The sequence below is a fragment of the Pedobacter caeni genome (genome assembly GCF_900129215.1).
Lineage (GTDB): Bacteria > Bacteroidota > Bacteroidia > Sphingobacteriales > Sphingobacteriaceae > Pedobacter > Pedobacter caeni.
Map to the genome: position 1 here is coordinate 99,161 of NZ_FQUQ01000006.1, position 13,453 is coordinate 112,613.

Below are 13,453 nucleotides of genomic sequence, written 5' to 3' on the forward strand. Positions count from 1 at the left end.
TATTTTCGCTAAACTTTCAGCAAGTATGAACCGTATCAAAGAGGTTTTAATTGAGAAAAAAATTAAACAAAAATGGCTTTCCGAAAAGCTCGGTAAAAGCTATAACATGGTTAACTCCTATGTACAAAATAGGCAGCAACCTAGGCTCGAAGTACTTTTTGAAATCGCCAGAATTTTGAAAGTAAGTCCAAAGGAATTAATTAATAATATTGAATGAGCAATTTAACTGCTAATATTAAGTCTATTCGTGATATTATGCGAAAAGACACGGGTGTAGATGGCGATGCGCAACGCATCTCACAAATGGTATGGATGCTTTTCCTTAAAATTTTTGCCGATAAGGAAAATGAATGGGAGACACAAGTCAAAAATTATGTTAGTCCAATCCCTGTAGAGCTAAAATGGCAGAATTGGGCAGCGGACACAACAGGTTTAACTGGAGAGCCTTTGATAGAATTCATCAATTCGGAATTATTTCCCACGTTGAAGAGTCTTAAAAACACCACAACAGATCAGGCAAAAATTGTCAGATCAGTATTTGAAGATACTTATAACTATATGAAAAACGGAGTGCTTTTCCGTCAAGTTATAAATGAAATCAATAAAATTGACTTTTCGGATTCTCATAATGGGCATATTTTCAATGATATTTATGAAAACATCTTAAAAGAACTTCAAAGTGCAGGTTCTTCAGGTGAATACTACACTCCGAGAGCAGTCACTCAATTTATGGTTGATATAATAAAACCAAAAATTGGAGAATCTGTATTAGATCCAGCATGTGGTACCGGAGGCTTTTTAAAATGTACCATAAATAGTTTAGGAGAATATGTATATGATTCGAAAAATAGAAGTATACTTCAAGATTCAATAAGAGGCATAGAGAAAAAACCATTACCACATTTATTATGCACAACAAATTTAATGTTGCACGGTTTTGATGTGCCATCAATTAGGCGCGATAATTTATTATCGAAAAAGTTTGATGAGTGGGAAGCAAAAGATGAAGTAAATATAATTTTGTCGAATCCCCCGTTTGGTGGTGCAGAGGAGGACGGAACAGACTCTAACTTTCCAATACAATTCAGAACAAAAGAAACAGCAGATCTATTTATGGTTTTAATTATGCGCCTTTTAAAACCATCCGGCAGAGCTGCCGTGGTTTTACCAGATGGCTTCCTCTTTGGGGAAGGCGTAAGAACCAGGATAAAAGAAGAATTGTTGGCCACATGTAACCTTCATACGATTGTTCGTTTACCAAATGGAGTTTTTAATCCTTATACTAATATAAAAACTAACATATTATTCTTTGATAAAGGAAGTTCCACTAAGGACATTTGGTACTATGAACATCCATACCCGAAAGGTCAAAAAAGTTATAATAGGTCTAGGCCTATCAGCATTGAAGAATTTAATGGCGAAAAAAGCTGGTGGAATAATAGAACTGAAACTGACTATACCTGGAAGGTTTCCATTGAAGAAATTAAAGGTAGGAATTACAATCTTGATATCTCCAGCCCTTATTTCGGAAAGACGGATGAACAACTAACCAGTTCTGAAATAATTAAGCGCTTAGAAAAATCTATAAAAAGAAGTGAGCAACTTATGTCCTTAATTAAACAAGATATCTAAATGAAAAATTGGATAACAGTAAAGTTAGGTGATTTATTATTAGAATCTAAAATAAATTCGGATAACCCGGATCCGAATAAAAGATTAAGAGTAAGGCTTAACATAGGTGGCATTGAAAAACGACCAGAAATAATTGATAAAGAAGGGGCTACAAAGTATTTCATCCGCAAAGCCGGCCAATTTATCTTTGGTGCTCAAAATCTCCACAAAGGTGCTTTCGGAATTATTCCGCCCGAATTAAATGACTTTGAATCTTCATCAGATATACCTGCATTTGACGTACATGATTCATGTTATCCTGAATGGATTTTTTATTTTTTCAAGCAGGGTAATTTTTATTTGAAACTGGAGCAATTCACTAAAGGGATTGGTTCTAAAAGAATTAATCGAAAGTTATTATTTGATTTAAACATCTACCTACCACCAAAAGAAGAGCAAAAACGAATATTAGATTCAATTGGAAACATAGAGAAAAAACTAGTTGAATGTAAGAGAGAATTTAGTTATCAAATTGATCTTATCCATGATTTGAAAGCCTCAAGTATTTTAGAAGGAGTTAAAGGAGAATTAACAAAAGAATGGCGAAAATCAAATAAACCCAAAGAAAGCGGTTATGATTTATTGAAGCGGATTTTTAACCAAAAGACTAATAAACCTTCAAAACAAAAGGAAGATCTATTCTCTTCAAGTACTGGTATAACGTTAAGCGAACCTTTATACAATATTCCCACAACTTGGGCATGGGCAACGTTGGACGACATTTCTGACTTCATATCAAGCGGCTCTCGCGACTGGGCGCAATATTACTCTAACCAAGGTGCAATTTTTGTTAGAATGGGCAATTTGTCGAAAGAATCTTTCAAGCTAAGAATGGAAAATATTCAGCATGTACTTCCTCCTTTGGATGGCGAAGGAACAAGAACACGTTTACAAGCCTGGGACTATCTTATTTCTATAACCGGAGAAGTTGGTCTACTGGGTTTGATACCTGAAGAATTCGGAGAAGCGTATATTAATCAACATATAGCCTTAGTAAGGCTTTCAGAAATAATTAGAAATAAATATATTGGCTACTTTTTACTTTCAACTGTAGCTAGATCCCAATTTTCAGAACCTAATAGAGGGATTAAAAACAGTTTTAGATTATCTGACATTCGAAGCATCAAGATTCCAATACCCAGCTTGGAAGAACAAGTTGTAATATCTGAAAAAATTGAATCTTTAATAGTATATTTTGATCAACTAGAAGGTTATATTAAGAATAATATAATTGATATAGAACATCTAAGTTTATCTCATATCGAGGAACTAATTGGTAACCCCAATGAAGGTATACGACTTGTTACTTTTGAAGGTTTAAATGAAAACAAGATAAACTTATTTGATGAACCCCACACCTCTTCTGAGGTAAAAACTGAAATGAACATGAAACTTGAAGAACTCCTCAAAAAAAATGGAAAAATGAGCGCAGTCAACTTATGGAAAATGTCGGAGTATAGTGACAGTATTGATAAATTCTATGAGGAACTCAAAAAACTTGTAGAGGTTGAGAAAAAAATAATAGAATCTGAAAAAGGATACCTAGAATTAACAAAATGAGAATCGACAAAGTAAAAATAAATGGGTTTAAGAATTTAAGGGGGTTTGAAATTGAATTAGATAATTCTAAGTTGAATACAGTTTTACTAGGCCAAAACGCAGCTGGTAAATCCAATTTCCTGGAGGCCTTAGTCATTATTTTTAGAGATTTAGATTTAAGAGTAAATCCATTATTTGAGTTTGAAATTGAATATCAATGTAAAACTAACAATATCAGAATAGTTGGAAACCCGACTTCTTCATCTGGTTACGAATTCTTCATTAATAACAATGACACTTCGATGCCCAAAGCGGCATTCTACAGAAATAAATCAGAATATCTGCCGAGGTATGTTTTTTCATACTACTCAGGGGTAAGCAATAGATTAGAAGAACATTTCGATACACATCAAAGAAGATTCTATAAAGATTTGTTAGACGGAAAAGATGACCCGATGAGACATTTGTTCTACGCCAGACTAATTCATAGTCATTTCGTCCTAATGGCTTTCTATGCGTTTGGTAATGAGAATATTAAAAAATTTCTCAATGAATATTTAAATATTACTGGTCTAGAATCAGTTTTATTTGTATTAAAACGACCAGATTGGTTTAAAGGTAAACCTATTAAGGGTGGAGATCCCAGATTTTGGTATGCCAAAGGGGTAGTAAAAGACTTTTTAAGTAATCTTTGGGATCTCTCCTTAGCTCCCATTCCTTCAAAAGAGAAAGTACGTTTGGATTTTTTACATAGTCCGGATCAGGAGCAACTATATCTTTATATTTCAAATCAAGAGAAATTGGAACAATTAGCAACTAAATACTTGACGAATGCTAATTTTTTTAAAATGTTAGAAAGCACCTATATCTCCGACTTAATTCAAGAAGTAAGAATTAAAGTGCAAAAAAAGAATGTTGATGGTCATGTTACGTTCAAAGAACTAAGTGAGGGTGAACAACAATTACTAACTGTATTGGGATTATTAAGATTTACCAAGGAAGAGGAGTCCCTCATGCTATTAGACGAACCAGATACTCATCTAAATCCTTTATGGAAATGGAACTATATGAGTTTACTGGAAAAAATTGTTAATGAAGATAACAGTAGCCAGATTATAATGACAACTCACGACCCTCTGGTGATTGGTGGGCTAACAAAAGAAGAAATTAGAATATTTTATTCCGACGAAGTTACTAAGCAAATTAAAGCAACAGAGCCTGACTTCGATCCAAAAGGTCTAGGCGTAGCAGGAATATTAACGAGTGATTTTTTTGGGCTTCCTAGTACATTAGATAGAGAGACATTCAACTTATTAAATCGAAGAAATGATTTAATAGTAAAACAAGATTCACTCCAACTAAACAATGATGAAAAAGTCGAATTAAATAAAATATTCCAAGAATTAGCAGTCTTAGGTATAAATACAACCGATAGAGATCCACTTTTTGAAAAGTTCTTAATTGCAATGAGTAAAATTGAGGATTTTAGAGTTGAAAATCTGAATAATGATCAAAGAGCGAAACAAAATACATTAGCCCAAGAAATTCTTGCAACTATCATTAAGGAGGAAAAAGATGATTTACATTAACTTAGAAGGAAATCTACCTGATCAAAATTGGTTAAATAGAGCTGATTTAATTACTCAACAGCTCATTCAAGCTCCAAATGAAGCTTCTCGTAAAGTTATTATAGACGCAAACCAAAATCTATGGGGAGAATTAAAAGAGTTCCTAAAAAATCTAAGTAATAGAAAATGTTGGTATTCTGAGTCAATCAATGATGGTGCTCATTGTCATGTAGATCATTTTAGACCAAAAACAAAGGCTTTAGATCAGAATAAAGTAAACAGAGGAGGCTATTGGTGGTTAGCATTTGATTGGCTTAATTACAGATATGCGGGCCCAGCTATAAACGTAAGGAAAAAGGATTATTTTCCAGTATTACAGAATAAAGCAAACAATTACGGGGATAACATATTACTTGAAGATATATTATTTTTGGATCCAATTAACATCAGTGACCCTAGCAAGCTAGCTTACGACGGGGAAGGAAAGGTTACACCAAGATTTACTGATCAGAACTCACGGGATTATAAAAGAGCCTTTTATTCAATTGAACGCTATAATCTGAATTCAGAAGGGCTAAAGGAAGGTCGAAGAGAAAAATATCGAAAAACAACAGTACTTATTATGCAAATTCAAAATCACTTAACGCTGCAAATAGTTAATCATGACTTAGCAAGGCAAGCAGAAATAATTAAAATGATGAAAGAACTAAGAGAGTTAGCAAATCCCGAATCAGAATATTCAGCTACTGCGAAGTATTGTTTAAGAAGTTCTGGCCATGACTGGGCTTCAGATCTTTTAGTAGCTTAAATATATTCACAATTTAGAATAACGTCTATTGATAAGATACAAATTATCAATACTTTAAAATAGTGTTTGTAGCTACAAAACATCATACGGTTACTGAGTAAATGATTACAAGCCTTATTTAAGGTCAAAAAAAGAAAACTCTCATTTTACAGAAATGTTTACAAAAATTACAAAGTAAAATACACCAAGATCAAACGCAAGGCCTTCCTATAATGCAACAAGTGTAAAAAAATCCCCCTCCAAAATATCCGATCTATATAAACTCATTTGAGTTATTCAACAAAACAATAAAATTTTCAAAATCCATATACATTTCAGTTAAATCTTACATTTTCCTGTTATATTAGCCACATAAGAAAAATAATTAACGACTCATGGAAAATTTTAAGACTAGAAAATTGTCTATAAATACGACAATAAACAAAATGGAACTCTCCAGAAGTAGTTGAGTTTTTAAGATTACCAATGATAAAACATGGAAATCTTTAAAAGGAAACAAATTTCGCTCATTCCAATCAATGACCAAAATTTGTCAAACTAATTGGATCCGAGTTTTACTAAAATTAATTATTCAGTTTAAGGGAATACTACTTTAAAAGTTCAATTTTATGCTTTGTCAAGTATCGCTTCCCATTTTTGCACATTGAGAGTTACCAGCACATGAATTACCAAGATTATCAAAAGGCATCTGCCAAGCACCTTCTATCTTGTCAATCAATTTTATTAGTCTTAGATTCTTTAAATTCAGAGAATAATGACACTAAAAATCATAACCAAAAGATAAAAGTATTATTGCATAATTTATTTTATTTATCGGGATACACATTGGAAAGCATCATCAATTACTCAATATATAAACATTTCAGATGGAGCAAAAGCTCTATTTATGAAATCGATCATAATTTTAGTTCTAAATGCGATTTGACTTTTTACCCAGATGTGCCTAGGCAAAATGGCAGAGGGAATTATCTTTTTTATATTTCGCAACATGAATTCAGTAGGAATATTCAAATTTTAAGTAAAGCATTGCCCAATTCAAAAGTTCCGTTAATAGACCGAACCATTAGTGTGGATAAGGACCTAATCAACCTTTTTTTAAATTGGAAAGTCGAAATTAGATATCATCCTGAGTCAACACAATATTCCACAATAGAATTAACAATAGACAATATTAAAAGATTTGTCTCCACAACAGACCAAGTTTACAATGGATTAATGAAATTAGTTGGATAACAATGATTAAAATTTTAGAAATAGCAAATCGGCTAAATAAAGAATTAAAATTGAGTAAAAACCTTCAAATCGAAGACTACAAGATATTAATTCGTCTTAATTTAGAAATTGATGTCTACATAGTTTGCAACGATGATGATTTTTTTAAATCTAAACAAAAGCAGTATGAAGGATATGCAGTCAACTTCAGAAAGTTTTCTCGGGAAGAAATTGAGGAATACCCTTATCTATCCGACTCATTTAAAGAGATTGAATCAATTGATTATGGATTAAAATATCGATTAAATTCACTTCTCAACAAGGGGCATAATTCGCTATATAAGTTCACCAAAGATTTTCCTGTGCCAATAGTTACATTTTATTCGTACAAAGGTGGTATGGGAAGAACAACAACATTAACATCATATGCTTTAGATTTAGCTTTAAACCATAATAAAAGGGTTTGCATAATAGATTGCGATTTTGAAGCACCAGGGTATTTGAACTTTTTTAATTTAGCTAATAACCTTATTTTAAAATCTGGCGAAAAAAATGGTGTTGTAGAGTTTCTAGTAGATTATGCATTTAAAGAGACCGTAGACATTGAGGATTATATTATTTCACCTGACATAGGCATTAAAGGAATTGAAAATATATTTTTGGTTCCCGCTGGTAACCTTAGTGATACAACAGTGAATGACTCAGATGAATATGTTAGTCACCGTGATCAATATTTGGAAGGGTTATCGAGATTAGATCTATCCAATGAATACACGCTGATAGAGGGCTTCAATAATCTTTTTAAAAGAATCCATGAAAAGATAAAACCTGATGTTATATTAATTGATTCAAGAACAGGCTTCAATGATATATTTGGAACAACTGCACTTATGCTTTCTAACCTGATAGTCGGATTTTTTGGAAGCAGCGAGCAAACAAAACCAGGTTTAAGATTTCTATTAGATAAATTTTATGAATTAAATAGTGATATCGAAAATGACACAGAATTACTCCTTATAAACTCTATCCTTCCAAAGGATCTTAGCGAAAGTGAATCATTTCATAATGCGTTTATATCTGAAGTTGGTCAATATGTTCAATTTATTCAAGAAAAGAAATTGAAGTACATTTCCTCTAATGAAGATAGTAAAATTCCTTCTTTTTTTAAGTTAAGGAGAAACAGCACACTAGAGAAGCTGGGGATTAAACAAAATGACGATGAACAACAGGATTTTCAAAACCATATTAATCTTATTAAGTCCAAAAATTTCAGTGACTTTAATGGAATATTTAAAGCCATAAATAATACAAAGGCTTTAAATAAAATGTTCCCTACTACAGTTGCGAAGCCTGTCAAGGGATCTCTCGCTCTTAGAAATTTAATATTAAAAAATTTACGATCGTCATTAAGGAATGAAAATGGCAATCCTATTTTGTTTGCAGAAGATGCTGAAGTTAATCCAAAAACCTTCTTCTATCGAGAGCAAATGAGCATGTTATTTGACAAGAATAAATTTTTAATTCAAGGATTTAAGGGAACAGGAAAAACCTACCTATACAATGCTCTAAGAGATCCTAAATTAATAGCAGTAAAAGATGAACTACTTAGACGAGCGAGTAAACATGACAAGAAAGATTATAGATTTATAGATATAATTTCTTTAAAGGGTAAAGGAGAGCCAAAATCATTTGATTTCGATCAAATACAATTATCAAAGATTGAAGATAAATCCTACTATTTCAAAAATTTCTGGCTTGTTTATACATGGAATTCAATATTCTTAGATGCAAAATCAAAATTAGGTTATCTAACAGCCTCTAAATTACAAGAATATATTAAACCTTATGCTACTTCTATAGAGACAAAACAAAGATTTGAAGATCTAATTTATGATCAGAACAAATTAGCCGAAATAGAAAAAGATCTCTTAAATCTTGACGAACATTTAGTGAAAAATAAAATTTTCACATTTGTTCTATATGATCAACTCGATAACTTAATAAAACCAAATGTGTGGCGTGAAACTGTTTCACCACTTATTGATTATTGGTGGGATAGCCTAAATAGATTCAAAAATATAGCGCCAAAAATTTTTATTAGAACTGATTTATATAATCGACTTACCGGAACTAATACAACTCGCCTTGAAAATAATATTATAAAAATCGAATGGTCAAAGGAGGAAGTCTACTCATACTTTTTTAAATTGATACTTTCTAACCCTGCTTCTTACGATGCATTATTTACACTCATGGAAAGAAGCAAACGGTATGAAGATCGTTTTTTCAAGAACACAAAAAAGTATCTCGAAAAGAACAACTTCCAACTCAAATTGCTTTTGAATGAAATAGAGCCGTTCATGACTAGCTTTTTTGGAAAAGAAGTAAAGAGTACTTCAGGTGGGCTACTAGGGAAAACATTTGATTGGCTTTATTTCAATCTAACCAATGCTGATCAACAATCAATAAGTTTAAGACCTTTCATAAATTTAATTGATGGATCAATTGATGATGCTCTTTCTAACACACCACAAGAGACAATTCCAATTATTCATTACCAATATTATTCCTCTCGAGAGAATCGAAACAATGCAGTTAAGCAACATTTTGACGATTTAATTAGAGAAGATTTCAATAATGATTTAGCCCTAATTTTTAATTACTTAAAAGAAAAGGGGGACAAATATAAACACATATTTTTAGGTAAAACAGAACTATACAGTTTACTAGGTGAGGTTTTAAAGTATTATAATACACAACTAGAAAGTGAAAACATTGATGAACTGAAAGAAATATTAATATCGAATGGTATTATTCATGAGATACCTAAGCCAAATGAAAGTATATTTTATTTTGCGCAATTGTATAAATATTGGCTAGGGTTAAGAAGCCGAAAGTATGAATTTAAAAGACGTAGGTAGATAAGATTTAAATACGCTAAGGAACTTTTAGCAAAAAGCCTTTGGAAACGACATCATTTTCAATTGTAGTTTAAGATATAAGAATTTGTCTGTATTCAACTTTTCTATAAAACCAAGCCCTCACTTTATGCAAAAAAGATTACTTTTGCTATAGCATTTGCAGCAAAAAAAGAAACAAGACTGGTGAGTGATTCGGTGAGTCGCCAATCACAAACCTCTCCGAAACCATATTAAAGCGGGGTTTTAACCCGGGGTACAATTCCCCCACTCTCCGCTGAAATGGTCATCAAAGCCATACAAAAAGCCTGGAATCGTAAGATTTCAGGCTTTTTTGTTTTAAATCATCCTATAGTAATAATTAAAAATGGTTCCTCCATTAATTATTTTTTAATCCTCGACCTGTGTTTTATTCATGCTTTTTATATAGGTTCATACCTATTCCATCCAGATTATGGTAACTAAAGAGAATTAGATGAGATATCAACCTGTGCAAAATTTGCACAAGTTCAAACAGAAGGCTTAAGAACTATAAAAAGAGAGGTGATCCACTACAATTTGGATCTTATCATTTCAGTTGGCTATAGAATAAATTCAAAACTAGGCACCCAATTTCGCATTTAGGCTAATAAACTTCTGAAGGAATATCTGATAAAAGGCCATTCTTTAAACAGGATACTTGACGGTTTCAAGAAGGGAGTTATATTTGTAACCATGGTTTTCGAAAATGACTCTAAAGAGTTTCTCAGTCTTACTGAACTTGATACTGAAAATCAGGATAGTGTTTTTTGCGCTCAGAAAATGGTCAAGACTTTTATCTGGAATACAGCAGACAATTTAACAATAACCATTGATAACGTTCCTTACCAACTTTCAAAAAATGAGGTTATCTTTTTAACCGAATTTCACAAAATAGATCATGTAAGACTTCGTAGCGCCCGCATGATTCGGTTCAATAAATCTTTTTTTTGTATGATTGATCAGGATAGTCAAGTGGGGAGCAAAGGTTTGTTGTTTTATAGCGCAACACACGTCCCAAGTTTGGTTTTAAATGCAAGTGACGCCGAGGATTTTGAGACCTCATGGAAAATTTTCTCTAAAGAAATGCTTAACGAAAATCTCCTGAAGAAAGAAATGTTGGAAACCATGCTGAAGAGAATGCTAATTCTCTCTGTCAGAATTTTAAATAAATCTACCGATTTACAAAACCTGGAGAAAAAACAACTGGATATCATCAGGGAATTTAATTATCTGGTCGACTCCCACTTCCTCAAACATCATGACGTTGCTTTTTATGCCTCAAAATTAAATAAGTCACCAAAAACACTGGCCAACTTATTTTCTACCGTACTAAAACGTACTCCGCGTGAAATTATTCATGATAGAATCATGATTCATGCCAGAAGGCAGATTAATTATAGCAACTTCTCAATCAAAGAAATTGCCCATCAATTGGGTTATAACGATATTCAGACATTTAGTCGCTTTTTTCGCAATAGGGAAGGCATGTCTCCTGTTCAATATCGCGATAAATTCGCATTGCAATACAAGTAAACCTTCTTAAATTTCCATAGTGTTTCCATTTATCCGGTGCAGGAAGAATTGCTAACTCTTAAGGAAGATCTGTCTATCAATGGTGTCTTTTTTACCTGCACATTTGTCTCGTCAATAAAAAACGAGAAAAAATTATGGGTAATAAAGAAAAAGTCAGGGTGCGGAGGCTGGGTTGGGCCGGCGTGGAAATTGAGTGTGCAGGTGAAACGCTTTTGATAGATTATGTTCAGGATATTTCGCAGTTGCCGATGATACGTAATCCTGATGAGCGATTTCCAGCATCTTCAAAAACAGGCGCAACCTCAGTCGCATTATTAACACATTTACACAATGACCATGCGGATCCTGGGGCATTAGATGTTGCGCTTAGCAAAGATGCGCCAGTTTTTAGACCGATTATGGCCAAGGGCAACGATGCGGATTTGGCACTGACAAAGTATGCGGAGACCGAATTCAAAAAGTACAAACTCAGGACTGAAATAGTCGGTGAGTGGGAAGAAAGAAAAGTCGGGCCGTTTCAAATTTTTTCGGTACCTGCTGTTGATGGATTCGGTGATCCCCAGCTTAGCTGGGTTGTAGAGTGCGGGGGATTTAAAATCATTCATGCCGGAGACACCTTACATCATGGTTCATGGTGGAGGATTTTTCACAGGTTTGGCCCCTTGAATGTCGCATTCTTGCCAATAAACGCTCCAATTGTAGATTTTCCACCGCTTAGACCGATGAGTTCCATTGAGGCTGTAATGACTCCGGAGCAGGCTGCCGTAGCTGCAAGTATCCTTAAAGCTGGCTTTGTGGTTCCAATACATTATGATGCTATGCATAAACCACCAACCTATATCGAGACTGCAAATCCAATAGAGCGATTGACTGCCAGTTTAAGAGATTTAAACCTGGGCATTATGGTTAAAGAACCTGGTGATTGGTTTGAATTATGGTAATAACTAATAAAATGCCCGGAGAAAAATTTCCGTTTTTTTTGCTGTTAGCCTTTACAATGGTTGCTTTTTCGGCTATCATAACTGAACTTTTACCTGCAGGTGTACTGCCTGATATGGCGAATGATCTGCAAGTTCGTGAATCAAGCATCGGAAGACTGGTTTCATATTATGCGTTAGGTACAGTCTTAACAGCTTTTCCCGCCACCGCATTAACAAGTGGCCTCTCACGTAAGCCTTTATTGATGATTGTTATTTTTGGATTTTTTTTATCAAATGCCATTACGGCTCTTTCACAAAATTACCTGCTTACTGTGGTAATGCGAGTACTGGCAGGGGGCTTTAGCGGCGTCCTATGGCCGCTTATGACTGGTTATGCGGCGAGATTGGTAAATGAAAAGAATATGGGGAAGGCCATATCAATGGTAATGGCCGGCAGTACCATTGCGCTTTCCGTTGGATTGCCTATAGGAGCTTTTTTAGGTCAGATCATTGGATGGCGAGGTACTTTTGCGGGCTTGTCTGCATTGATATTTATGCTCATTGTGTGGATAGCATGGAAAATTCCTGACCTTAAAGCTGATGAAAAGAAAATGAACATACGAGTTAAAATATTCAAGATGCCAGGTGTGTTTCTGGTTATGACCACAACATTTACAACCTCACTTGCGGTGTATGTAGCCTACACATATCTTTCGCCAATCATGGTCACTAATGGAATTAAAGATAATGCAGGTCTTGCTTTGGGATTATTCGGCATGGGGGCGGTGCTGGGAATTCTCATTACTGCAAGGTTTATTGATACCCATATGAGATCAACGTTATTATCATCCATAGTTCTCGGAACGAGCGTATTATTCATCATTTCTTTGGCGGGTCATTTTTATTTTGTTTTCTATACCTGTATCGTATTCTGGGGCATTTCCTTTGGTGGCCTACCCTCGCTATTGCAAACCGCAACTATCAATGCTACTAATGGGCTTCCTGAAATAGGAAGTTCAATAACTGTCACTGTTTATAATATAGGGGTTTTTTCCGGAGCATTTATCGGCGGGTTGGTTTTGGATTATAAAGGTCCCGATGCAATATCATGGACAAGTTTTCTATTGATGGTTATCGTGATTTCGCTGGTGGTTATGGGGCGCAGGTTTGCTTTCCCAAGCCGCTAAATGAGAATTTGGAATTTGATGAAAACGATCTTATAGAAGAGAGATATCTCACTACAAATGATCTATAGATGAAGGA

11 protein-coding genes are annotated in these 13,453 nt (G+C 33.9%); all 11 read left to right on the forward strand.

Annotated features, from left to right (window positions below; translation table 11 throughout):
- Positions 1-25: 25 nt before the first annotated feature.
- The 11 genes from BUC20_RS27490 to BUC20_RS27545 all read left to right on the forward strand — a co-directional run bounded on the left by BUC20_RS27490 (position 26) and on the right by BUC20_RS27545 (position 13,377).
- Positions 26-217, forward strand: coding sequence for a helix-turn-helix domain-containing protein (locus BUC20_RS27490; protein ID WP_073235994.1), 192 nt, complete (start codon positions 26-28; stop codon positions 215-217).
- Entirely contained in the window at positions 214-1,632 is a 1,419-nt protein-coding gene (locus tag BUC20_RS27495) for a class I SAM-dependent DNA methyltransferase (protein WP_073235997.1), read from the forward strand. Before BUC20_RS27490 ends, BUC20_RS27495 begins: the two co-directional genes overlap by 4 nt.
- Positions 1,633-3,231, forward strand: coding sequence for a restriction endonuclease subunit S (locus BUC20_RS27500; protein WP_073236000.1), 1,599 nt, complete (start codon positions 1,633-1,635; stop codon positions 3,229-3,231).
- The gene (locus tag BUC20_RS27505; protein ID WP_073236003.1) at positions 3,228-4,799 is read left to right on the forward strand and encodes an AAA family ATPase; all 1,572 of its coding nucleotides are present in this window, start codon (positions 3,228-3,230) and stop codon (positions 4,797-4,799) included. Before BUC20_RS27500 ends, BUC20_RS27505 begins: the two co-directional genes overlap by 4 nt.
- The gene (locus tag BUC20_RS27510) at positions 4,786-5,586 is read left to right on the forward strand and encodes an HNH endonuclease family protein (RefSeq protein WP_073236005.1); all 801 of its coding nucleotides are present in this window, start codon (positions 4,786-4,788) and stop codon (positions 5,584-5,586) included. The genes BUC20_RS27505 and BUC20_RS27510 overlap by 14 nt, the downstream gene beginning before the upstream one ends.
- 660 nt (positions 5,587-6,246) lie before the next feature.
- Positions 6,247-6,819, forward strand: a complete 573-nt coding sequence (locus BUC20_RS27515; protein ID WP_073236008.1) for a hypothetical protein — start codon at positions 6,247-6,249, stop codon at positions 6,817-6,819.
- A gap of 2 nt (positions 6,820-6,821) precedes the next feature.
- On the forward strand, positions 6,822-9,719 hold the full coding sequence (locus BUC20_RS27520; RefSeq protein ID WP_073236011.1) for a KGGVGR-motif variant AAA ATPase: 2,898 nt from the start codon (positions 6,822-6,824) through the stop codon (positions 9,717-9,719).
- A gap of 477 nt (positions 9,720-10,196) precedes the next feature.
- Positions 10,197-10,340 (forward strand): RhuM family protein, encoded by a 144-nt coding sequence (gene rhuM / locus BUC20_RS34335; protein WP_084529338.1) that lies wholly within the window; start codon positions 10,197-10,199, stop codon positions 10,338-10,340.
- A 90-nt stretch (positions 10,341-10,430) separates the two neighbouring features.
- Positions 10,431-11,270 (forward strand): helix-turn-helix domain-containing protein, encoded by an 840-nt coding sequence (locus BUC20_RS27535; protein WP_073236017.1) that lies wholly within the window; start codon positions 10,431-10,433, stop codon positions 11,268-11,270.
- Between the two features lie 134 nt (positions 11,271-11,404).
- Positions 11,405-12,211, forward strand: coding sequence for an MBL fold metallo-hydrolase (locus BUC20_RS27540; RefSeq protein ID WP_073236020.1), 807 nt, complete (start codon positions 11,405-11,407; stop codon positions 12,209-12,211).
- Positions 12,212-12,222: 11 nt separating this feature from the next.
- Entirely contained in the window at positions 12,223-13,377 is a 1,155-nt protein-coding gene (locus BUC20_RS27545; RefSeq protein WP_073236671.1) for an MFS transporter, read from the forward strand.
- Positions 13,378-13,453: the final 76 nt, after the last annotated feature.